We start from the raw sequence: 24,789 nt of genomic DNA on the forward strand, positions 1-24,789 counted from the left end.
CCGTAGTTTAATCCTTTTTAGTGCTTTTTCTCTATTAATATGCAAGAAGATTACAATGCAGAAAAGCACACAGTGTTCGGTAAAAAAGCAGATTGTCAAACGGAATGAACCCTCCTTTTAATAGGTTGATTAATAGTGGTTTGATAAGATTTTGTCTATACCTATTTATCAATAGAACCTTACCAATGGTTTAATGTAACATCAAATCCCCCTATTCCTACCCTTAACTACTGACGTGTTAAGGCTTAGCACAAGTGGTGTTAAGGCTCCGCACCAATGGTGCGAACGCTTCGCACGCATGGTGCGGAGGAGTGAAAGTTATGTAATATACTGTTAAGATAAGAGCAGTTTATTGTTATAAAGAGCTTATTCTACCCTAAGTAAACAAAGAATATTATATTTTTTCGTTCTATAATTCCCATCGAAACGAAGTGTTTTACGGAAACTTTTTGTAAATTTGCACATTAGTTATAATAGAAATAAGAATGGAATACAACTTCATAGACATTGAGAAGAAATGGCAACAGAAGTGGGTTGAGAATAAGACCTACAAAGTTGTTGAAGACGAGAACAAGCAGAAGTTCTATGTGCTTAATATGTTCCCTTATCCATCAGGAGCTGGATTGCACGTTGGACATCCATTGGGTTACATTGCAAGTGACATCTATGCACGCTATAAGCGACTAAAGGGTTTCAATGTGTTGAACCCTATGGGATATGATGCTTATGGACTTCCTGCTGAGCAGTATGCCATTCAGACGGGTCAGCATCCACAGCTGACAACCGACACGAACATAGCTCGTTATCGTGAGCAGTTGGATAAGATAGGTTTCAGTTTCGACTGGGATCGTGAGGTACGCACCTGTGACCCACGTTATTATCACTGGACACAGTGGGCTTTCGAGCGTATGTTCGAGTCTTATTATGACTATACAGAACAGAAGGCAATGCCTATCAAGGACCTTGTTCGCCACTTTGAGGAAGAAGGAACACTGAACCTTAATGTCGCACAGAGCGAGGAACTGATTTTCTCAGCACGTGACTGGTCGAGCATGGACGAGCAGGAACAGCAGGAGAAGTTGATGAACTATCGTATTGCTTACCTCGGTGAGACAATGGTAAACTGGTGTCCGGGACTCGGAACTGTGCTTGCCAATGACGAGGTTGTCAATGGTGTGAGCGAGCGTGGAGGCTATCCAGTCGTACAGAAGTTGATGAAGCAGTGGTGTCTTCGTGTGTCTGCCTATTCACAGCGATTGCTTGATGGATTGGAGACTGTCAACTGGTCTGACTCAATTAAGGAAACACAGAAGAACTGGATTGGCCGTTCTGAGGGTACAGAAGTTGAATTCAAATATCAGACTCCAGTAGCAGGTGGAGGTCAGAAAGAGGGTAAGTTCACTATCTTTACCACGCGTGCTGATACCATGTTCGGTGTTAGCTTCATGGTATTGGCACCAGAGTCAGAACTCGTTGCAGAACTCACTTCAGAGGCTCAGAAGGCTGAGGTAGAGGAGTATTTGGCGTATGTAAAGAAGCGCACAGAGTTAGAGCGTATGTCTGACCGTAAGGTGACAGGTGTCTTCTCAGGCTCATACGGTATCAATCCATTCACTGGCGAGCAGATTCCTATTTGGATTTCAGAGTACGTTTTAGCTGGATATGGAACAGGAGCAATTATGGCTGTGCCTGCTCACGACAGTCGTGACTATGCTTTTGCAAAGCATTTCAACCTCCCAATCATCCCATTGATTGAGGATGCTGACGTCTCTGAAGAGAGCTTTGATGCAAAGGAAGGAATCGTAACGAACTCTCCTGCTGCAGGAAAAGAAAGCATGGACGGTTTCTCTCTCAATGGTCTTACGGTTAAGGAGGCTATTGCGAAGACAAAGCAGTTTGTTACTGAGAAGGGTATCGGTCGTGTGAAGGTTAACTATCGTTTGCGTGATGCTATCTTCTCACGCCAGCGTTATTGGGGAGAACCATTCCCAGTCTATTACAAGCAGGGAATGCCTTACATGATACCAGAGGAGTGTTTGCCACTTGAATTGCCTGAAATCGACAAGTATGAACCAACAGAAAGCGGTGAACCACCATTGGGTCGTGCGAAGGTTTGGGCTTGGAACGAAGCTGAACGTAAGGTTGTTGAGAAGTCATTGGTTGATGATAAGACGGTATTCCCATTGGAGTTGAATACAATGCCGGGCTTTGCTGGTAGCTCAGCATACTATCTTCGTTACATGGATCCACACAATGACGAGGCACTTGTGGGCAAAAAGGCAGACGAGTATTGGCAGAATGTAGACCTTTATGTCGGTGGTACCGAGCATGCAACAGGTCACTTGATTTACAGTCGTTTCTGGAATAAGTTCCTCTTTGATATTGGTATTAGCTGTAAAGAGGAACCATACGAGAAGTTGGTGAACCAAGGAATGATTCAAGGACGCTCTAACTTCGTTTATCGTATCAACTCTGACGACCACTCAAAGGCACCAGTATTTGTCAGCTTGGGCCAGAAAGACAAGTATGAAACTACTCCTATCCACGTTGATGTGAACATTGTTCACGCTGATGTACTCGATGTTGAGGCTTTCAAAGCATGGCGTCCAGAATATAACAATGCTGAATTCATCTTCGAAGATGGTACATCATCATCAGAACTCATCAATACCCAACACCCAACATCCGCCATTTACAAGTGTGGTTGGGCGGTAGAGAAGATGTCAAAATCAATGTTCAACGTTGTCAATCCAGATGTGATAGTTGAGCAGTATGGCGCAGATACCCTCCGTCTTTACGAAATGTTCTTGGGTCCTGTAGAGGCAAGTAAGCCTTGGGATACGAACGGTATCGATGGTTGTTTCCGTTTCTTGAAGAAGTTCTGGAAGCTTTATCAGCAGGAACTCACTGATGATGAGCCTTCAAAGGATTCATTAAAGAGCGTTCACAAGCTTATCAAGAAGGTAACTGGCGACATTGAGCAGTTCTCTTATAACACAGCTGTTTCAGCGTTTATGATTTGCGTTAACGAGCTTGGACAGCAGAAGTGTGCTAATCGTGAACTGTTGAAGAAGATGGTAATTGTCATCGCTCCATTCGCACCTCACATGGCTGAAGAGTTGTGGGAGCAGTTGGGGGGTGAGACAAAGAGTGTCTTCGATGTTGAATGGCCTGAATGGGATGAGTCTTATCTCGTAGAGAATGAGGTTCAGCTGACAGTGTCTTTCAATGGTAAGGCACGTTTCCAGATGACCTTCCCAGCTGATGCAACGAAGGAAGACATCGAGAAGTGCGCATTAGAAGACGAACGAAGCCAACACTATATCGACGGTAAAACAATCGTAAAGATTATCGTTGTACCGAAGAAGATTATCAACATCGTTTGCAAATAACTATTCAATAAACCACAGAAGAGGCTGTATGGAAATAGGGTTGTAAGTCCGTTTCTTCAACAGCAGTAATCTCTAACGGAAATGAAGTCCGTATGCAAGTATCCGCTTCAGCCGTGTTTCGATACCGCCTCTTCATCTTAACCATTCTAAGAGCCTATGACCATTAATCAACAACTCATCCGATCCGAAGCCAAAGATTACTTTTTCTTGACCGTTGGCTTAATTCTTTATGCTGCTGCCTTCACTGTATTTCTAATGCCTTATGAGATTGTTACGGGTGGAGTGACGGGTATGTCTGCCGTAATCTACTATGCTACAGGTTTTAAGATTGAGAATACTTACATGATTATCAACATTTCGTTGTTGATAGTTGCTTTGAAGATATTGGGCTTTAAGTTCCTGATGAAGACCATCTATGCTATCTTTGCCCTTTATTTCCTATTGATTTTTGCGCAGGATCTGATGCCTAAGGATGCTGCAGGACACATGGTGAAGATGCTCGGTGAAGACCAAGCTTTTATGTCATTGATTATTGGTTGTAGCCTTACAGGTACGGGATTGGCTATCGTCTTCCTTAATAATGGAAGTACGGGTGGTACGGATATCATTGCTGCCTGTGTCAATAAGTATCATGATATCTCGTTAGGACAGGTCTTAATGGGTGTTGATATCTTGATTGTGGGTAGCTGTTTATTCTTCCCTCAGTTTGGTGATGTCATGGAACGCTTGCATAAGATGGTCTTTGGTTACTGTACGATGTTCATCGAGTGTTTTATGTTAGATCACGTGATGAATATGAGGCGCGAGTCAGTACAGTTCATGATCTTCTCTTGGAAACATGAGGAAATAGCCAATGCCATTGTTGAAGAGACCGAGCATGCACTAACTATCCTTGACGGACACGGCTGGTATACTGGTAATGATATGAAGGTTATCTGCTTGTTGGCAAAGCGTAACGAGAGTAAGACTATCTTCCGTATCATTAAGATGGTTGACCCAACAGCCTTTGTAAGCCAGAGTTCAGTGATTGGTGTCTATGGTGAAGGCTTCGATCAGATAAAGATTAAAGCTAAAAAGGAAATGAAAAAGCAGGAAAAGAAGTTGGCTGAAGCCATGAAAAAGCCTGCGAATGAACAGAAATAAAGATGCTGAAGAGCTGTGTTCCAGTCGCTAATTAGCAGGGACGCACGGCTCGTGTGCCCACTGGCGATAAGCTTTTAAGGACATACGAGGCGTGCGTTCTTGTTGTTAGAGTAAGACTTGGAACTTTCAATTATAGCTCTTTTAGCATTCAAAAAACGTTTTATAGAAATGAAAATAGTATTCGCTACAAATAATAAACATAAGCTCGAAGAGATTAAGGACATCCTTGGAAAGGACTTTGAAATCGTTTCTTTGGCTGAGATTGGTTGTCATGAGGATATCCCTGAAACTGGGGCAACATTGGAGGAGAATGCGCGTCAGAAGTCTACTTATGTCGTTGAACACTATGGTCAGAACTGTTTTGCTGACGATACAGGACTTGAGGTGGAGGCACTCGGTGGTGAACCCGGTGTGCGTTCAGCTCGTTATGCAGAAGGAACCGACCACGATAGCGAGGCGAATATGCGTAAGCTATTGGTAAACTTAGAAGGTAAGGACAATCGTAAGGCGTGTTTCCGCACAGTTATCTCTCTTATTATTGATGGTGTTGAACATCAGTTTGAGGGTAAGGTAGAGGGTAGAATCGCTACCGAGAAGCATGGTACTGAGGGCTTTGGATACGACCCTATCTTTATTCCAGAGGGTTATGACAAGAGCTTTGCAGAGTTGGGTGAGGAAATAAAGAACCAGATATCCCATCGTGCAAGGGCTGTGAAGAAGTTGGCGGAATACTTAGGAAGGCTGAAAGGATAAAAGATTAAAAAGGCTAAAGGAGCCTTTTAATAGAAAAAGAGGTAATAAAGTAAAACCGTTAAAGCCTCCTTTTAGACTTCGATAAATATCCTTTTCCGAATTATTTTCATGAAAAGAAATATTTCTTTTCATGAAGAAAAATATTTTTTTTCACGATAAAAAGAATTTCTTTTCATGAAAATAATTTGAGGAAGGCTGTTTCTTTATTCTGCTTATAGGCTGATATAACAGCTGAAAAGGGCGGCTTTTGTTAGCTCGACAAGCCCCGATTCGAGGCTAAGTAGCCTATATGTTGTTTATTTGACATTAGGAATATAACTATTTAATATCTGCTATGTTGTCTATTCTTCTTCCTGTTTACAACTGTAATTGTGTAGCTTTGGTGACAGAGTTACAGCGACAGTGCGTGGAATGTGGTACTGAATTTGAGATTATTGTAGCTGATGATGGCTCTTTGTCAAGTTCCGATAGTGTGTTATCACCCCCTGATAGCATAGCTGCCAGCCCTCTCCTCCCCTGCTCTTCCGCTGCTGTTAGGTCCCGTGCTACGAGGCACAGCCTTGTAGAAGAGAACCGAGCAATAGCGAAACTACCCCATGTCTACTATATTATCAGGGAAAAGAACGTAGGCCGCTCGGCTATTCGTAACTTCCTTGTATCGCAGGCTAAGGGTGATAGGCTGCTCTTTATTGATGGCGATTTGTCGTTGGATAACCCTTCCTTCATTCGCAACTATCTGCAGACAGAGGGAGATGTTGTAGTGGGCGGAATAGCCATTGGAGGTAATCCTGACCAATGGAAAGGCAACCTTAGATACCGTTATGAGCGGCAATGCGAGGCAATTAATACCATTGAGAGTCGTCAGCGACATCCTTATCAGCATTTAGCAACAAATCTATTCGTACGCCGTTCGGTCTTAGGTGAGCAGCCTTACGATGAGAAGATTAGCCATTATGGTTATGAAGATGTACTCTTAGGCAAACGGTTCCAGCAGCAACAAGTAGTAATAAAGCATATAGAAAATCCCGTACTCTTCTGTGATTTCGAGGATAACGCAAGCTATCTCGCTAAGACAGAAGAAGCTTTGCGCACGCTATTTACCTTCAGAAAGGAGCTGAAAGGCTACTCTCGTTTGCTTGACAAAGCCGAACAGATTGAGCGTTTACACCTCTCTCCACTTTTTGTAACAGCTTATAAGCTATTTAATGAGCCTATAAAGAATTGCCTCTTAGGCAATAAACCGAACGTTTTTTGGTTTAATATCTATAAACTGTTGTATTATTTACATTACACAAAGAACGCTATATGACAATAAAAAGATATTTCCTATCGCTTATTCTATTCTTTTCTCTTGTTGTAACTGCCCTTGCTGGCGGTGTAGGAACATGGAAAAACTATCTTTCTTACAATAATGTACAATGGGTTGAAGAAGGAGGTAACAAGTTGTATGTGCTTGCTTCCAATAGCCTTTATACCTATAATAAGAACGACCAGAGCATAAAGACCTACGACAATGTCAATGGTTTGAGCGATTCGGATATCCGTTTTATCGCATGGAATAAGACAGCTCGTCGGTTGGTTATCCTCTATTCGAATAATAATATCGACCTATTAGACGATAGAGGTAATGTTACAAATGTACCAGATTACTATTTAAAGACAACAATGGCAGACAAAACCGTCAACGGTATTGATATGTCTGGCGTCTATTGTTATCTCTCTACGGGTTTTGGACTTGTCAAACTCAATGTTGCTAAAGCAGAAATAAGTGATAGTTATAACCTTTCTTTCCCAGTTAATTACAGCTATATTGAGAGCGGTTATATCTATGCTGCCAGTCAAAGTAACGGGTTATATCGTGCTGCGTTGTCTGCTAATCTCCTTGATAGAAACAATTGGACGAGCGTTGGAACTTATGTAGAGCGTCCAAGAACAGCTGATGCAACTCTATTGGCACAGGCTAAAACACTCAATCCTGGTGGTCCAAAGCGCAACACTTTTGTATGGACTACCTTCCTTAATAACCGTCTTTATGGTACCGGAGGAAACTTCAATCCGATCGTTAATAACTGGGAGAATCCGGGCATTGTACAGGTGTTACAGGGTGATGATTGGAGCTTCTTCGAAGACGACTTCTCTACTCGTACGGGTTATTCTTATATAGGAACAAAGGCGGTAGCAATAGACCCTCGCAATAGTAATCATGTGTATGTTGGAGCGCGAACAGGACTATATGAGTTCATGTCTGGTAAGATGGTAGCCTTCTACAATAAGGATAATAGTATTCTACAAGGAGCTATGGACGATGGCAGAGAACTTGGAAATGATTATGTGCTTATCTATGGATTGGCTTACGATAGAGAAGGTAATCTATGGGTACTCAATAACCAAACGAAGAAAGAAAACCTTATCCGTGTGTCGAAAGATGGGCAGATGGCATCCTTCAGTAAGCCAGAACTGATGAAAGATGGTGTAGGACTCTCAGGCTTGTCACAGATGCGCTTGGATAGTCGTAACCTTCTTTGGTTCTGCAATGATCACTGGATTCAGCCGGGATTGTTCTCTTATGACCCTAAGAATGATAAACTTAACGCCTATACCCGCTTTGTTAATGAGGATGGATCGAACGTAGATATTACCGCTGTTCACTGCTGGGCAGAGGACTTAGACCACAATATTTGGGTGGGAACAACGGCTGGTCCGATGCTCCTTCAACGCTCTCAAATGAACGAACAGGAGAACTATCGCTTTGTACAAGTTAAGGTTCCGCGTAACGATGGGACTAATCTTGCAGACTATCTTCTCGCTGGTCTTGATATTACTGCTATAGCGATTGATGGCGGAGGACGCAAGTGGTTTGGTACAAAGGGCAATGGTGTCTACCTCATTAGTGCGGATAATATGACACAGTTGCAGCACTTTACCACTACTAACAGTCATTTGTTATCTAACAATATTCAGTCTATTTCTATCAATGATATGACTGGTGAGGTGTTCTTTGCTACTGACAATGGTCTCTGTTCATATATGAGTGATGCCACAAAGGCCGTAGATTCGCCAGATGATGAGACTACATACGCCTATCCAAACCCAGTAAAACCGGGTTATACTGGGCCTATTACAATTGTTGGTTTGTCTATGAATGTAGACGTGAAGATTGTAACAACGAATGGAGTTCTCGTTGCTGAAGGTACCAGTAATGGAGGTTCTTTCGTCTGGGATGGCAAGGATAAGAACGGAAAACGTGTTGCATCGGGTGTTTATATGGTGCAGACGGCTGACGAAAACGGTGATAATGGCACTGTTTGTAAGGTTGCAGTGGTTAATTAATAGAGGCTATGAAGGCAGAAGTAGGGCGTAATCCAATCTTTTGGATAGTGCTAACAGCTCCGTTGGCATTGCTGTTGCTCTGTCAACTTCAGCCTACCTTTGATGATTGGACGTACTATACCATACCGCAGACGGAGCCACTCACACTTCAAAGTCTGCTTCCTGATGGTAATTACTGGCGTCCTTTTGATGTACTCTTTGGGCATCTACTCGGACTTAATCACCGATTTTTCCCCTTTTTAAACCACCTTTTTATCCTATTAGGACATATCCTAAACACATTGTTAATCTATAAGATTCTGCAATGGTTTAGGGTTAGTACGTTATCACGTAACCTATCCGTCGTTTTCTTTTATTTGTCGTCAGGCACCTTGGGGACCATCCTGAATATTGATTCCTTGAACCAAGTCTATTCGCTTTTATGGGGACTTCTTGCCTTATATAGCTACATCAGCCTGTCTGGTTATCGAAAGCTTCTTCTATGGTTAGTCTGTGCTTTGCTATCGGTTTTTGCTAAAGAGTCAGGCTACGTTTGGTTTCTTTTTCCACCCTTCATTGTATGGAGCATAGGAAAAGAACGTTTCAACTATGTTATCAGACATCTTTTTTGTGCCTGCCTTGTGTTTGTTTTCTATCTTGTTAGCCGTTTCATGCTGACCGATAGCTTTTATTTAGAGAACAATGTGTACATGGAGTTTACTCTAACTCGACTGCTACGCAACCTCGCTTTATTATTGGGAATGATCTTCTACCCTATCGATTACGCCAGTCTTATCCATCCACAGCATCGTCATCTTGCTGTTGTCGTAATCACAGGAGCCCTCCCCCTACCCTTTCTTTGGCTTTTATTGCGTTCCTATAGATGGCAGAAGCCGCTCATAATACTGCTTTTATCCTTCTTTATTGGGGCTTTCGTCAATCTGATGACAGTCTTCTCTGTGATGCACTGTTATGCAGTCCTGCCCTTTGTTGCACTGATGATAGCCCTACTCTGCGAACGATTCAAGAATAAGAAGGTATTGATAGTTTCAGCATTGCTCTATCTTTTGACAGCTTCCTTCACCCTACTCCATCACGCTTACGCCTCTTTTCTATCGGGGAAAGTGGGCGAACAGATGGCAAAGAGTATCGTCAGTCAATGCGACCGACCTGTTAATAAAGTAATGTTGATACACTTAGATAAAGGCGAAACGAAGTATTCTTCCTTCTGGGTGATTCCCTTCGAGGCTTTCGGTTGGGGTTATTCCGTTCTTCAACAGACAGGTTATCAATGGCCAAAGACCATTATTAACGAAGAGATAACAAACAGAAAGCAGTTGAATTCTTTGCTTCAAAAGGCAGAGAAAGCTAACTGCGATGGTGTATGGTATGTTGAAGATGACCAAGTAAAACGTATAAAATGAAACAAAAGATAGCTGAATTCTCTTTTCTCCATGTCTTTGCTATCCTCTTGGTAGTCATAGGACACTCCTTCTTTCAGATGGAGAGTCCGATTGTTGATTGGATTTATCAGTTCCACGTACCCCTTTTCTTCTTCGTATCTGGCTATCTTTTCAATGTATCAGTAAAGGGAAAACAGATTAATCCTCATATCTTCCTACGTCATAAAGCAGTGCGGTTATTACTCCCTTACTTTGCTTTGAGTACGCTGCTCTTTGTTCCAAAGGTTCTTTTATCGCAGTATATGGTTCGTCCGATACAAGCTAATTGGAGCGAATATGTGTTGATGCTCATCTATCCTTACCGCAATGTCAATAGCTCTTATTGGTTTTTACCCACTTTGTTCTTGCTTTTTGTCTTTGCAGTGGTTGCCATTCTCTTTTTCCAGCGACTGAAACATAGAACTTCGCTTACTGTTACTACTCTTTTACTTACCCTACTTGCTCTGGCAAATATCTCCCTCCCTTTCTCCCACGATACACTTTTTAATGTCGTTGGAGTAATTCATTATGCTTTTTATTTTGCCTTAGGTTACTTCGTATCAAGCTTTGGTTTGATGCGTTTTCTTGATAAAAGGAAAACTTCTTTCTTAGTATTCCTATTTACGTTTGTAGTATCAATTTTCGCTTTATACGTAAATAAAAGCCCTCTCATGGATTTATTCTTAGCAATGAATGGTATTCTTATGTCAGTTGCTTTGGCGCGCTTATACGCAAAATATGAGTTTCACTTCCTCAATCACCTTTCTCCATCCTCTTATACTATCTATCTTTATCATGGAATCTTTCAAGCATTGAGTTTACAAATACTTATGCGCTTTACTCATTTTGATAATGTCGTTTATATTATCCTTGCTTTTCTGACAGGCGTTTATGGGTCTTTCTTGGTCTATAAGTTGCTTTATGGTTATCGTAACAGCCGTTTGGGACGAATCTTGGCATTGATTTCTGGTGTTTCTACATCTTAGCAGATAGTAAGCTGTATTGGCTGAAAAGCAATCTTAATAAGCCTTCATAAGATTCTTTTTTCCCATTTTCAACAGATGTTTTATTGCTCAGCACATGTCGTGTTGACGGTCCGCACCAATGGTGTTGATGGTCCGCACCAATGGTGCGGAGCGTTCTCTATGATGGAGTTGATATAACGAAAGCACCCTCATCAATCCTTAACTTTAAGACAGTTGAGGATAGATGAGGGTGTTGATTGTATTGATAGGTTTTATTAAACCAGTCTTTTATTTCCTTATGTTGCTACTTTCCCGAGTTGAGAAGTTCGGCAGGCAGTGAGATATCAAGACTGCGAGCGCGTTCGGCATTACGTCTCTTTATCTTGCGTTGCGCATCAGCTTTCTGTTTTGTTATGGCTGCAGGCTTCTGCTTGTAGAGTGGGAGTAAGCGTGGATTCCACGTTCCCTGCACATCACGTTTTGCCTTACACTCGATAACCTTCGGGTAATAATAAACCGCTTCGGGCTGTCGTTGGCTTGCATAATCACCTGTATCCCATTTGCCGTTGTCGTTATCATCGACGATAAGACGGAGATAGTAGTTGCCAGGCTTGATGTAATGGAAGGTTGCTTGGTTGTTTTTTGCATACACCTCTTTCATTGGTTTGTCGCTTTCATTGAGCAACTGCACCAGACAGTTCTTACCTTCCATGTTCTGTAAGGTCATTATCAGCGTACCATACTCGTCCATTGATGGAATACGAACACCCTGCTTATACTTTGCAGAAACCTTACCATAGATGTCGGTAAAGGCTGCCGAATCGACCTCAAGACTATATTCATGTCCCGGATCCCACGTACTTACCAACTTTAAAGAGCGCGGTTTTCCGGGTTCAGCACCGAACTTATATTTCGCTCGATACCATAGGGAGTCAATCTTTTCATAAAGATGAATCTTAGAGGTATCCGTTTTTGCTATTGGGGTAGGTAACTCAAACGTTGGGTTTTGGTCAGGGTCCATTTGCGAAGAAACATTATATCTAACCTCCAAAGGAGTGATAGGCATTGCTGTTTCAAACGCTTTTCCACGTTCTTTTGCCTTTTCCTGCTTCTTAAACCATTTGTCGTATTCCTCCTGCTGACGTTTTAAACGCTTCGCGTAAGGCACCTTTGAGAGTATTTCTAACGTATCTGTCTTAGGGACGAGATTACCCATACTATCCGTCATATTGTATATCATCTGCATACGCAGTGTGTCTTGGTTGACGAGGGCAGTATCACGAAGCCAATAGATGATTGTATCTTGGTTCAAACTTGGCTCTGTTATGAAGGCATCTTTAGCGTTAAAATTGAGTCCTGTTATCTGTGGAAGGTCGGCATCACCATAGCTGAAGAATAGCGTAAAGTGGTTAGGGTCCTTGCGTTCAGACTTGAGGAAGAAGCGGTCTGTTTGTGTAGCTGTAAAGGAGTTCAGCACCACATCATCTGGGAGGAAGTGGGTGTAAGGAACCTGCTTGATATCCTTAATGTGCAAGGAATCAATCCAAAGCGTGTCTTGTCGTATGTCTGGCTTCCATGACGGCATGATGACTTCGGGCGTGAAAGCCAACTTCTCGCTCTTCTGATTGTACATGTAGTTGCCGTCCATGTCCTGCAGTGCATAGATACGATAGTCTCCCTTGGCAACACCTCGTATGCTGAAACGTCCACGACTGTCAGTACGTGAGACACGCAACATAGGTTGTTTCTGGAAAGCTGTATCGTTTTGATTGCTGTAAAGACCTACGAGAATACCCTTTACAGGCTCTAAATTCTCTGCTTCTAACACATAACCAGCCACTTCAAGGGTATCGATATGGTCGCCAGTAGAGAAGCTGTAGGTGTAGTTTCCTAATGGGTTACCCTCGTTGTTATCCGTGATAGCGTCAGAGAAGTCGATGGTGTAGGTGGTATTTGGCTGTAATTTGTCTTGTAAACTTACAGTGATTCGCTTACCAGTAGCCTTAATTTCAGGAGCTTCAATCTGTGGGGGAGAGACAACAACCTTCTCTGATGCGTTCTCCAACTTGATGAACTCGTTGAAATATATATTGACCTTCTTACTGTTTACATCGGTTGCTCGTTCAGTAGGGGAGGCACCCAATACTCTTGGAGGAGTCTCATCGTACCATCCACCATCAGGTTGTCCCATTCTGGCACAAGAAGAAAGGACTAAAAGTATGAAGGTAAAAAAGTAGAATGGTAACGCTTTTATATGGTAAAACACCGAAAGGCAATGGCTGACCTTAGCTGAAAAGTCATCCTTTCCACCCATTACTCCTTGGCAATATCTTTGTTTTATCTTCTTCATATCGCTGTTTTACTTTTTTACCTTTTTACTTTTTTATCCCTTAAAGGTGTTTTGTTCTTTTACCGTCTTCCGTTTTTACTGGTTCATACTCAGCAATTCTTCTAAGTTGTTACGGCTGTTTGAAAGGCGTGGAATCTTGTGTTGACCACCGAGTTTACCCTTAATCTTGAGCCAGTCATTGAAGAGGTCTTTGCGTGCAACAATAATCTCAAGTGGCTGAAGAGTAATGTTATGGAAGCGTTTTGCCTCATAGTCAGAGTTAACTTCTTGTAGTTTATCATCGAGAACCTTGGCAAACTCTTCAAATGAAGATGGTTCCTTTGCAAACTCAATGAGCCACTGATGGCGGCACTTTGCCTTCGCATCCATATACATTGGGGCTGCAGTATAATCTGATATCTGTGCTCCAGTAGCCTTGCAGGCTGCTTCAAGTCCCTTCTCAGCATTGTCCATGATAAGTTCTTCACCAAAGGCATTGATGAAATACTTGGTTCTACCCGTGATAACAAACTTATAAGGATTAGTCGAAGTGAACTGCACTGTGTCTCCAATCTCATATCTCCAAAGGCCGCAAGCAGTACTGATAAGCATCGCATAGTTGCGACCAATCTCTACACCTGACAATGGAACAATATTCGGATGTTCGCTCTCAAACTCGTCCATAGGCAAGAATTCGTAGAAGACACCATAGTCGAGCATGAGTGACATACTGCTGTCTGTTGGGTCGTCTTGTATTCCGAAGAAGCCCTCAGAGGCGTTGTAAGTCTCCATATAGTTCATGTCCTGCTTGGTAATGAGCTGTTCATACTGCTCACGATAAGGCGTGAAAGCAATACCACCATGGAAGAATACCTCTAAATTTGGCCATACCTCCTCCAGATGTTTCTTACCACTTAGTTCCATTACACGCACCAATACGGATAGCATCCATGATGGAACGCCCGATATATTAGTGATATTCTGGTTCAGTGTTTCGTGTGCAATTCGATCGCGTTTTACCTCAAAGTCGCTCAGAAGAGCAGTCTGTTTCTTAGGTACACGACATAGATTTACGAGTGGATTGATATTCTCAATGAGGATAGCACTGAGGTCACCTACAAGCGAGTTATATAAATTATAATTCGGAGAATGGCTACCACCTAAGATGAGACCCTTACCATTGAAGAGTCTACTTTCAGGGTGATTGCTAAGGTAGTAAGCGATAACATCCTTACCACCTTGATAATGAATCGTCTGCAATCCCTCGTGAGAAACAGGAATAAACTTACTCTTATCGTTGGTTGTACCTGATGATTTTGCGTACCATCTAACCTGTCCCGGCCACAGAATATTACGTTCTCCGTGACGCATACGGTCGATGTCGCTCTTCAATTCTTCGTATGTATTGACTGGAATGTTCTGTACAAAATCCTCGTATGACTTAATCGTTGAGAACAGGTGTTTACGACCATATTCGGTGTCTTTTGCCCGCTCAACGAGGTATTGCATGACTTCCCGCTGGACAGCCTCTCCATCCGTGACGTAGCGTTCAAGCTCCCTGCGGCGCGGCTGGAAGTATAATTTGTTTACTATCTTAGTAAGACTCATTCAAATTTCTCTGGTTGATTAAATTGCAAAATTACGCCAAAAAAGCTAAATGGATAGCCTTTTTCTATATTTTAACACTGCTTCTAAGGTGTTGAAAAGCCCTTTTTCAGTATTCTCTGCATGATAGATGATGGAATGTTTCACCCTTTTTTGACTTCTACTTTTAGCCCCCTTTCTAAATTATTTTCATGAAAATAAATATTTCTTGTCGTGAAAATAAATATTTCTTTTCATGTAAATAATTCTTTTTCTTCATGTAAGAAATTCGCTCAGAAGGGTAGGGTAGTTGTTTGCTCATGCTTTTTAATAACTTTGCAGTTCATATCTTCGATTTCTATTTGCCGTTATTAGCCTCTTTATTTACGCTTTATAAGGTCGAAGTTTACCCTCATTTTCGCACTTGTTGTATAATTATAGTCTATTTAATATTAAAATATAGTCTATAAAACGAGTATCAATTAATTTCCTATATACCCTTATCCCTTTTTCTATCTGCACTCCCCTCCCTTCGGAGGGGTTGGGGGAGGCTTTGGGGTGGAAGCTATTTTGTTTTATATATTTAATGTGCTTCCAACCAGTTCTTGCCCCATCCGGCATCAGCTATCAATGGGACATTCAGTGGATAGGCATTCTGCATCTCCTCGATAACAATGCGTTCCACCTGTTCACGCTCCTCTGGGAAGACAGAGAAGTTAAGTTCATCATGCACTTGGAGAATCATCTTTGAGCGAATACCTTCTTTCTTGAAGCGTTCCCAAATGCGTACCATTGCTACTTTGATGATATCAGCCTCTGTTCCTTGTATTGGTGCGTTGATGGCATTACGCTCGGCAAAACCACGAACGGTGGCGTTACGACTATTGATATCAGCGAGATAGCGACGACGATGGAAGAGAGTTTCGGCATAACCCTTAGCTCTTGCTTCTTCTTTTGCATGTTCCATATAGGCTTGTACCTTTGGGAATGTTCGGAAATAGCCTTCTATCAACTCTTTAGCTTCACTATTTGGAATGTCCATGCGCTGAGCAAGTCCGTAGGTGGTAATACCATATATAATACCGAAGTTGGCTTGTTTAGCCTTCTTTCGCTGTGCATCAGTCACCTTATCTATATCTACATGCCATATCTTTGCAGCTGTTGCACGGTGGATATCATGCCCCTCACGGAAAGCCTCCATCATGTTCTCGTCTTCTGAGAGGTGTGCCATGATACGCAACTCTATCTGACTATAATCGGCTGAAAAGAACAGACAGCCTTCTTCTGGGATGAAACACTTGCGTATCTCCTTACCATCATCCGTGCGCACAGGGATATTCTGCAGGTTAGGATCACTCGATGAGAGTCGTCCAGTGGCTGTAAGTGCCTGATTAAACGATGTATGGATATGTCCTGTACGTGGATTAATCAGCTTTGGAAGAGCATCGATATAGGTGCTAAGAAGTTTCTTCATACCTCTGTAATTGAGGATGTTACGTACGATAGGACTCTTATTTTCAAGGCTCTGAAGCACCTCTTCGCTTGTAACATACTGTCCAGTCTTCGTCTTCTTAGGCTTATCCATAATTTGCATCTTACCAAAGAGGATGTCACCTACTTGTTTTGGGCTTGATATATTAAATTCTTCTCCAGCCTCCTTATATATTTCCTGCTCGTATTGTTTCATACGTTCAGTGAAGATTTTTGACGTATCTTGCAGTGCTTCAGTGTCTAAGCGCACGCCATTTAGCTCCATATCAGCTAATACACGCACCAAAGGCATCTCGATATTCCAGAAGAGTTCTTCTACGCCAAGCTCTTTCAAGCGTGGCTCAAGTACGTTTTTCAGGCGCAAGGTAATGTCGGCATCCTCTGCAGCATACTCATAGATATCAGTAGGGGAGAGGTCGCGCATATTCTTCTGCTTCTTTCCTTTCGGACCGAGTAGTTCTTCGATGTGAATGGTTTGATAGCCGAGTAGAGTCTCAGCCATGTAGTCCATATTATGATGTAGCTCTGGTTGGATGAGATAGTGGGCTATCATTGTATCGAACATCTTACCTTGTAGTGTCACGCCATATCTGCTCAACACTTCATAGTCATACTTGATGTTCTGTCCAATTTTCATTATTTTGTCGCTTTCATACAATGGTTTGAAAATTTGGACATATTTTGTCGCTTCCTCATAGTCGGCAGGGATAGGTACATAAAAAGCCTTCTTTTCTTCAACCGAGAAGCTCAAACCCACCAATTCAGCACTAATTGCATCCGTTGATGTGGTTTCTGTGTCTAAACTTACAGACTCTTTTGTAATAAAAAAGTCACATAGTTGATGTAATTCATCCTCATTATCAACGAGTTTGTATTCATGTTGGGTCGTTTTTATACTCTCAAATTTCGCATTTTTCGGCTCATCTGACTCGTTGGTCGTGTTTTCAGCAAATAAATCAAGCTGATTATTGTCTACTTTTGGCTTTGCTTCACTTTTGTTAAGAAACTTGTTAATAAGTGTCTTAAATTCTAATTCCTCAAATATCGCACGCAATTTGGTTTCGTCAGGTTGCTCAACCTTGAGTTCATCCAAGTCAAGTTGTATTGGAACGTCTGTTCGAATCGTGGCGAGGAATTTTGACATTTTAATATCTTCAACGGCATTCTCAACTTTCTCACGTAGTTTACCCTTAATCTCATCAGTGTGTTGAAGCATATTATCAATGGAGCCAAACTGATTGATTAGTTTGGCAGCAGTCTTCTCACCAACACCTGGACATCCCGGAAAGTTGTCTGCTGAGTCGCCCATCAAAGCCAGAAGATCGACGACTTGGGCTGGAGTAGGGATGCCATACTTTTCTCCCACCTCCTTTTCTCCTAATATCTCGTAACCGCCACCATGGCGAGGACGATACATAAAGATGTTTGGACCAATCAGCTGACCATAATCTTTGTCAGGTGTAAGCATAAAAGTATCGATTCCATCGGCACCAAAGCGCGTTGCTACAGTACCGATAATATCGTCTGCTTCGAAGCCATCTACTTGTAGAATAGGAATACGCATTGCCTCAAGCACTTTCTTAATAAGAGGTACAGAAAGTTTGATATCTTCTGGAGTTTCCTCACGCTGCGCTTTATATTCTGGGAAAGCGTCATGGCGGAAAGTCTTTCCATGATCGAAAGCTACGCCAATATGCGTTGGCTTTTCCTTTGTAAGCACCTCGTTCAGTGTGTTGCAAAAGCCCATAACAGCTGACGTATTTAATCCTTTAGAGTTGATACGTGGGTTTTTGATGAATGCGTAGTATGAACGATAGATGAGCGCGTAGGCGTCAATAAGAAAGAGTTTTGCCATAACTAATTATTCTATTTTTAGCTGTAAAATTACTAATTTTCTTCCATAATCTCCGATAAAATGAGTAAATTTGTATCAAATTTAAAGACAATAATGGATACTCTTTCACTCATAAAACAGCCAATTGAGACAGAATTAGGCGATTTCATCGACCTTTTTAATCATGCTCTCGACCACGAAGATGGCTTGTTGCGTACGGTTTTGAACCATATTAAGCAACGAGCAGGGAAGCGTATGCGCCCTATTCTCATCCTCCTGATGGCTAAGAACTTTGGTAAGGTCTCTGATGCAACACAGCATGCGGCTGTGGGATTAGAGCTTTTGCATACGGCTTCACTTGTTCATGACGATGTCGTTGACGAGGCAGATGCACGCAGAGGGCAGGCGAGTGTGAATGCTGACTATGATAATAAGGTGGCTGTGTTGGTGGGTGATTATGTGCTTTCAACAGCCTTGCTTCATGTTAGTTACACTCACTCAGAGATTATTGTACGTTACCTTGCAGAATTAGGTCGTACGCTGAGCGATGGAGAGATTCTTCAGTTGTGGAATATTCAGAATAAGGAAATCACTGAAGAGGTTTATTATAAGATTATTGAACGTAAGACTGCTGCTCTTTTCGAGTCGTGTGCTGCAATTGGTGCAGAGTCGGCTAATGCAAGTGCAGAGGAGGTTGAAGCGGCAAGACTCTTTGGTAAACATCTTGGAATTGTCTTCCAGATTCGTGATGATATCTTTGATTATTACGACTCAGAGGCTGAAATTGGAAAGCCTACGGGTAATGATATGGCTGAAGGAAAGCTCACTTTACCAATCATTTATGCGTTGAATTCGACGAAAAATGAGGAAATGCTTGCTTTGGCTTATAAGGTGAAGGCGCATGAGGTTACACGCGAAGAAATAGATAGATTGGTCGAATTTGCTAAGGTAAGTGGTGGTATTGAGTATGCTGAACGCCGTATGTGGGACTTCCATGCTGAAGCACAGACTTTTCTTGATACGTATGTTAAGGATGAAAGTATCCGATTTGCTCTTCAGACTTATCTTGATTATGTAATTAAAAGGAAGAAGTAATTGTATTAATACAGTGCTAAAATCTCCCTTTTCATCGTGAGATTGATTAATTTTTGTGATGATAACGACAGTTTCTCTTTATGATGATGGATTTTCCATCTCGTAAAGAGAAATTCTTTTTATGGCTTTTATTGACTTTTTGTAAGCTTAATATATTTACAGTTATCAGTTGATATTATATGTGTTAAGGCTTAGCACTAATGGTGCGGAGGCTTAGCACATGTGGTGCGGAGGCTTAATACGAATTGTGTTAATGCTGTTTTGTTTTGTTATAATGCTATTTGTAGAAAGTAATACGCACTAATAATCATGTTATCTATTTATAAGTAAAATTTGATAAAGACGCTAAGTGAATACTGTATGTTTTACTTTGTGCGTTTTTCTCTACGTTTGAGATAGTTTAGTTGATGCTCTTTTTATTTCTTTTCGATGATGTTTTTTATAATATAGTCTATATATTATACTATAATAGGTTATATTAGTTGATTTTGTTTAAACTTCTCTATCTTTGTAAGTAAGCCTTAGTGTATAATTTTTTCGTGAGCAGACACGATAAAGGGGCATGCTAAGTGTATGCCCCTTATTGGTTGTTCTTATCTCATTTTATCATCATCAGCATTTTATCTTCATGCTGATGATGATAGTAAAGTTTAGAAGAAGTTTGTTTCTGTTCCAATGATTTCACTTAACAAGAGGTTGGTAAGACGACTTGTACCCATGCGGAACCAGTAGTTCGTCAGCCATTTCTCGCCGAGAACTTCCTTAACAATGGTGTAGTAGATAACTGCATCCATTACTGTATTGATGCCGCCAGCAGGCTTTAAACCAATCTGAATACCAGTCTTCTCATAGTATTCTTTGATTGCCTGACACATAACATATACAGACTCAGGAGTTGCGCTAATCTTCTCTTTACCTGTACTCGTCTTTATATAGTCTGCGCCTGCGTACATAGAGAGGAGGGATGCGGTCTTGATAGCACTCGCATTGCCAAGATTGCCAGTCTCAAGAATCACCTTCATTGGAACGTCTCCACACACTTGTTTAAGTTCGTTGATGGTGTCACATACGCCTTCGTAATCGCCAGAAAGGAACTTTCCTACAGGCATAACGATGTCGATGTGGGTAGCACCATCCTTAATTGCGAGTGCTGTCTCGATGGTTTTCACCTCTAAGAAGGTCTGAGATGAAGGGAAATTGCCCGTTACATTTGTAATGTCAACGCCGTCTACTTCAAGACTGTCTACCATCAATTTTGTGAAGCAAGGATAGGCACAGAGAGCTGCAACATGTGGTAAATCAGGATACTCGGTATCGAATCGGTTTACTTTTTCTACCATCTCGAGTACCTTCTCTTCCGTGTCTGTTGTGCTAAGAGTTGTAAGCTCGACGCTACCCAAGAGAAATTTCTTTACTTCAAGGTTGTCGTTCTCTGATACTTTCTCTGCAATAATTTTTGTTACAGCAGCCTTTACTTCCTCGTCAGTGATGTTGAGGTTGTACTGTGATAAAGCCTGATTGTACTCGCTTTTTTCGACGATTCCACCGCTTTTCTGCGTCTGGACGTCTTTTGAAACAGTGTCTTTAATTGTTCCCATGATTTTGTTTATTTATATTATTTATTCTTGTTTGCTTATTGAGTAAGGGTAGGGGAGAAGTATGCTTTGAACTTTAAGCATTCTTCTTGTCCATTAATAAGTATGGAGCATAGTTTTTGTTGAAGCTTAATTCACCCTCTTCTTCCTTCAAAAATAGGCTTTGTTTTATAAATATAGTCTATTTTGTTGAACTAAATAGGCTTATTTTAATTTAGGATTGTTTTTATGTCTATCTTTGTCACGCTTGGTTTTCTTGTCAAAACTCCTTTGTAGTTCTTCAGTGAGATTGACGCCAGTTTGATTGGCAAGACAGAGTAACACCCATAGAATATCAGCCATTTCTTCTCCTAAATTGGGCTTTTCACCCTCTTTGAAGCTCTGATCTCCGTATGTACGGGCCATTACGCGAGCTAATTCTCCTACTTCTTCTGTGAGGCAAGCCATATTGGTTAGTTCGCTAAAGTAGCGTACACCATTTTCTTTTATCCACTTATCAACGGCTTGTTGTGCTTCTTGTATTGTCATAGTTTTTGTTTTACTTAATTTGTGTGATTGTAGAATATTATCGATTTAATCGTTATTTTTGCTGCATATCAGAGCTTTCTTTTCTCATTTTAATTCTATATTAGGAATAGGAAAAGGAGTTTGTAGATTCTATTCCTTATTCTTCGTGTCCATACAAATGGTGACAGGACCATCATTTAGCAGCTCTACTTTCATGTCAGCGCCAAACTCTCCCGTGTCTACAGGTTTACCCATTGCATTGCTTAGAGCGTTACAGAAACTATTATAGAGGGGAATTGAGAGCTCATGGGGTGCTGCGTGAATCCAGCTTGGACGATTTCCTTTCTTATAGCTTGCCATTAAAGTGAATTGAGAAACAACGAGAATTTCACCATTAACATCCATGATGCTACGGTTCATTACGCCCATTTCATCGTCGAAAATGCGCAAGGCTATAACCTTTTTTACCAGCCAGTTAATATCCTCCTCAGTATCGTCTTTACCAATACCCAGCAGGATAAGGAATCCAGCACCAATGGAAGACTTCACTTGTTTGTTGATAGTAACAGAAGCATGGCTTACTCGTTGTATTATAATTCTCATATCGCAAATGTACAATATTTATTTTAATTAGTTACTGATTAGCGTGGAAATAATTATAGACAATGGTTGCTTTGCTTGCTCCTATTAATTCTGTAAGTTCTTGTAAATCAGCTTCTTTTATGTGTTTTACAGTCTTCAGTTTCTTTAAAAGTGCATCCTTTGTCTTTGGTCCGATGCCTTTTATGTTATCTAACTCGCTGTGTAGTTGTGTTTTAGAGCGTTTATCTCGATGGAATGATATAGCAAAACGATGCACTTCGTCCTGTATTTGGGTTAGGACTTTGAAGAGTTCGCCTTTGACATCCAATGCTATTGTCTGCTGTGGGAAACCGAACAGGAGTTCGTTTGTGCGGTGGCGATCGTCCTTGGCGAGACCTGCAATTGGGATGTTTAGTTGTAGTTCATCTTCTACAACCTCTCTAACAACCTCCATTTGTCCCTTTCCACCATCGGTAATGATGAGGTCGGGTAGTGGAGTACCTTCTTCCTGCATTCGGCTGTAGCGTCGTCTTACAACCTCCTGCATGGATGCGTAGTCATCAGGACCTACTACTGTCTTGATGTTGTATTTACGATAATCCTTCTTAGAAGGCTTCATTCCTTTATAAACAATGCATCCAGCGACAGCATCGGAACCAGAGATGTTAGAGTTGTCGAAGCATTCTATATGATAAGGAAGCTTCGATAATTTCAGCTTATCTTGGAGTTCTCGCATTAAACGAGTCTGCTTTTGCTCTGGATTTAGCTTTTCAGTCTGTTTTAATCGATCGAACTTATATTGCTTAGCATTCATCTCAGAGAGTTCCAATAGGTGATGCTTATCACCACGTTGTGGGATAAAGAATTCTGCACCTTTTACCTTAAAATCAAGTTCAAAAGGTACGATAATCTCTTTAGCGGTACTATTAAAGCGTTCACGTATCTCTGGAATAGCTTCATTAAGTAATTCTTCATCGGATTCATCGAGCTTTCTTTTATATTCATAAGTAAAGCTTTGGTTGATTGCACCGTTGGTTACATGGATGTAATTAATAAACGCATTCTTTCTTGAATCATCACTTACAATAGTGAAAACATCAACATCTGTAATCGTATGGCTTACGATTTCGCTCTTTGCAGCGAAGTTATCGAGTGCTAAATAACGTTGTTTACAGAGTTCAGCTTCCTCAAATCGCAATTCTTCCGCGTATTTCTCCATTTCTTTTTTTAGGAGTTTTTGTACCTCACGTGTATTTCCTTTTAATACTTCTCGTGCTTGTTTTATCGCTTCTTGATAATCTTCATAACTCTGTTTATTGATACATGGTGCACCACAGTTGTGTAAATGATATTCTAAGCAAGGTTTATACTTACCCTGTTCTATACCTTCTTTTGTAATAGGGAAGCGACAAGTACGTGGTTTATATACCTTCTTTATAATATCAAGAATTGCATACATACTTCCAATATGGCTATAAGGACCATAAAAGGTACCAAAGCGTTTATTGATAGTACGTGTTTTGAATATACGTGGGAAATACTCATTCGTTACGCAAATACTTGGATATGTCTTACCATCTTTTAGCAATACGTTATATTTAGGCTTGTATTGCTTGATAAGTTGATTCTCTATTAGAAGTGCATCTTCTTCTGTTTTGACCACAGAATATGAAATGTCATGAATCTTAGAAACCAATACCTTCGTTTTAAAGCGGTCAACCTCTTTATGGAAATAGGACGACACACGTCTTTTAAGGTTCTTCGCCTTCCCAACATAGATGATTGTTTTCTCATTATCATAGAACTGATATGTGCCTGGTTTCTCAGGCATATTGAGTACAATGTTCTTAAGATATGCAGTTCGCTTCAAGTTATCTTCTTTATTCATTTTGCGTAACTCCTTTGTATAAAGGCTTTTTAAGGCGTTTTGTTTCACGTGGAACACGAGCGGTGTTTCACGTTGGCACATAAGGTGCTTCACATTGGCACGAACGGTGTTTCACGTTGGCACATAAGGTGCTAAGGCTTGGCACGATAGTTAGTGACCAAATCTTGGTATCATAGTGACGGTTTACAAGCCTCGATGATGTACTTTTAAAGACAAGAGGAGCGACCCTTTGTGTGGGTTACTCCTCTTCTTTTTATTTTCATTTCGTTTCCTCTTTTTCATATAAAAAAGGGTGGGGAGGAAAGATTTTTGTCACAGTCTTGCTGGTTAGAATTGGAGTAAAGAAGTAATTTCAATATCCTTATCAAACTGTTCTCGACTGTTAGGGAACTCTGAGTTGAGTTCGATAATGAAGTTACAATACACCTTCTTTGGGTTGAACTTCTTTACCAAGTCACATGCAGCCTTCATTGTTCCGCCAGTTGCAAGGAGGTCATCATGAAGTAGAATCACGTCATTCTCGTTGATAGCATCCTTGTGAATCTCAATCGTGTCTACGCCATATTCCTTCTGATAACTTTCCTGAATGGTTTCACAAGGAAGCTTACCAGGCTTACGGCAAAGTACGATACCCGCACCCAAACGGGTGGCAACGGCAGAAGACATGACGAAGCCACGGCTCTCAATACCCACAATTTTAGTTACACCCTTATCTTTGTAGAGATCAACCATCTCATCAGTAATTTCCTGAAGAGCTTCAGGTGACTTGAATAGGGTGGTAACGTCGCGGAAGTTCACACCCTTAATAGGCCAATCTGGGATACATCTCAGGTTGTCTAATAATAGTTTTTTATTCATTTTCAGTTTGTTATATAGTTTT

Annotated in this window: 16 protein-coding genes; 8 read left to right on the forward strand and 8 right to left on the reverse strand. The window is 41.2% G+C overall.

The window, feature by feature from the left end:
- Positions 1-485 precede the first annotated feature (485 nt).
- From PMEL_RS00115 to PMEL_RS00145, 7 genes are all read left to right on the forward strand, one after another.
- A complete protein-coding gene (locus tag PMEL_RS00115) occupies positions 486-3,392 on the forward strand; it encodes a leucine--tRNA ligase (RefSeq protein ID WP_120173440.1) in 2,907 nt (968 codons plus the stop codon).
- 156 nt (positions 3,393-3,548) lie between these two features.
- Complete coding sequence (locus tag PMEL_RS00120; RefSeq protein ID WP_120173441.1) at positions 3,549-4,535, forward strand: YitT family protein; 987 nt, start codon at positions 3,549-3,551, stop codon at positions 4,533-4,535.
- 168 nt (positions 4,536-4,703) lie between these two features.
- Positions 4,704-5,288, forward strand: a complete 585-nt coding sequence (locus PMEL_RS00125) for a non-canonical purine NTP diphosphatase (RefSeq protein WP_120173442.1) — start codon at positions 4,704-4,706, stop codon at positions 5,286-5,288.
- 334 nt (positions 5,289-5,622) lie between these two features.
- A complete protein-coding gene (locus tag PMEL_RS00130; RefSeq protein WP_120173443.1) occupies positions 5,623-6,597 on the forward strand; it encodes a glycosyltransferase family 2 protein in 975 nt (324 codons plus the stop codon).
- Positions 6,594-8,618: a Por secretion system protein gene (locus PMEL_RS00135; RefSeq protein WP_120173444.1), complete on the forward strand. Its 2,025-nt coding sequence runs from the start codon at positions 6,594-6,596 to the stop codon at positions 8,616-8,618. The genes PMEL_RS00130 and PMEL_RS00135 overlap by 4 nt, the downstream gene beginning before the upstream one ends.
- Positions 8,619-8,626: 8 nt before the next feature.
- Positions 8,627-10,021, forward strand: a complete 1,395-nt coding sequence (locus PMEL_RS00140) for a hypothetical protein (protein WP_120173445.1) — start codon at positions 8,627-8,629, stop codon at positions 10,019-10,021.
- A complete protein-coding gene (locus tag PMEL_RS00145) occupies positions 10,018-11,025 on the forward strand; it encodes an acyltransferase family protein (RefSeq protein WP_120173446.1) in 1,008 nt (335 codons plus the stop codon). The genes PMEL_RS00140 and PMEL_RS00145 overlap by 4 nt, the downstream gene beginning before the upstream one ends.
- A gap of 283 nt (positions 11,026-11,308) precedes the next feature.
- On the opposite strand, the gene PMEL_RS00150 is transcribed toward PMEL_RS00145, so the two are convergent.
- The 3 genes from PMEL_RS00150 to polA form a co-directional block, all read right to left on the reverse strand.
- Complete coding sequence (locus PMEL_RS00150; RefSeq protein ID WP_120173447.1) at positions 11,309-13,354, reverse strand: Ig-like domain-containing protein; 2,046 nt, start codon at positions 13,352-13,354, stop codon at positions 11,309-11,311.
- 75 nt (positions 13,355-13,429) lie between these two features.
- Complete coding sequence (locus tag PMEL_RS00155; protein ID WP_120173448.1) at positions 13,430-14,941, reverse strand: GH3 auxin-responsive promoter family protein; 1,512 nt, start codon at positions 14,939-14,941, stop codon at positions 13,430-13,432.
- Between the two features lie 559 nt (positions 14,942-15,500).
- Entirely contained in the window at positions 15,501-18,263 is a 2,763-nt protein-coding gene (gene polA, locus PMEL_RS00160; RefSeq protein ID WP_120173449.1) for a DNA polymerase I, read from the reverse strand.
- 93 nt (positions 18,264-18,356) lie between these two features.
- Between polA and PMEL_RS00165 the strand changes: the two genes are divergently transcribed.
- Positions 18,357-19,337, forward strand: coding sequence for a polyprenyl synthetase family protein (locus tag PMEL_RS00165; RefSeq protein ID WP_120173450.1), 981 nt, complete (start codon positions 18,357-18,359; stop codon positions 19,335-19,337).
- Positions 19,338-19,987: 650 nt separating this feature from the next.
- On the opposite strand, the gene deoC is transcribed toward PMEL_RS00165, so the two are convergent.
- The 5 genes from deoC to PMEL_RS00190 form a co-directional block, all read right to left on the reverse strand.
- Positions 19,988-20,935, reverse strand: a complete 948-nt coding sequence (deoC, locus tag PMEL_RS00170) for a deoxyribose-phosphate aldolase (RefSeq protein WP_120173451.1) — start codon at positions 20,933-20,935, stop codon at positions 19,988-19,990.
- A 201-nt stretch (positions 20,936-21,136) separates the two neighbouring features.
- A complete protein-coding gene (locus PMEL_RS00175) occupies positions 21,137-21,460 on the reverse strand; it encodes a nucleotide pyrophosphohydrolase (protein WP_120173452.1) in 324 nt (107 codons plus the stop codon).
- A 129-nt stretch (positions 21,461-21,589) separates the two neighbouring features.
- Positions 21,590-22,042 carry a D-aminoacyl-tRNA deacylase gene (gene dtd / locus PMEL_RS00180; protein WP_120173453.1) on the reverse strand — a complete coding sequence of 151 codons (453 nt, stop codon included), beginning with the start codon at positions 22,040-22,042 and terminating at the stop codon, positions 21,590-21,592.
- Between the two features lie 31 nt (positions 22,043-22,073).
- Positions 22,074-23,909 carry an excinuclease ABC subunit UvrC gene (uvrC, locus tag PMEL_RS00185; RefSeq protein WP_120173454.1) on the reverse strand — a complete coding sequence of 612 codons (1,836 nt, stop codon included), beginning with the start codon at positions 23,907-23,909 and terminating at the stop codon, positions 22,074-22,076.
- A 327-nt stretch (positions 23,910-24,236) separates the two neighbouring features.
- Positions 24,237-24,767 carry an adenine phosphoribosyltransferase gene (locus PMEL_RS00190; protein WP_120173455.1) on the reverse strand — a complete coding sequence of 177 codons (531 nt, stop codon included), beginning with the start codon at positions 24,765-24,767 and terminating at the stop codon, positions 24,237-24,239.
- Between the last annotated feature and the right edge of the window lie 22 nt (positions 24,768-24,789).

Source organism: Prevotella melaninogenica, assembly GCF_003609775.1.
Classification (GTDB): domain Bacteria; phylum Bacteroidota; class Bacteroidia; order Bacteroidales; family Bacteroidaceae; genus Prevotella; species Prevotella melaninogenica_A.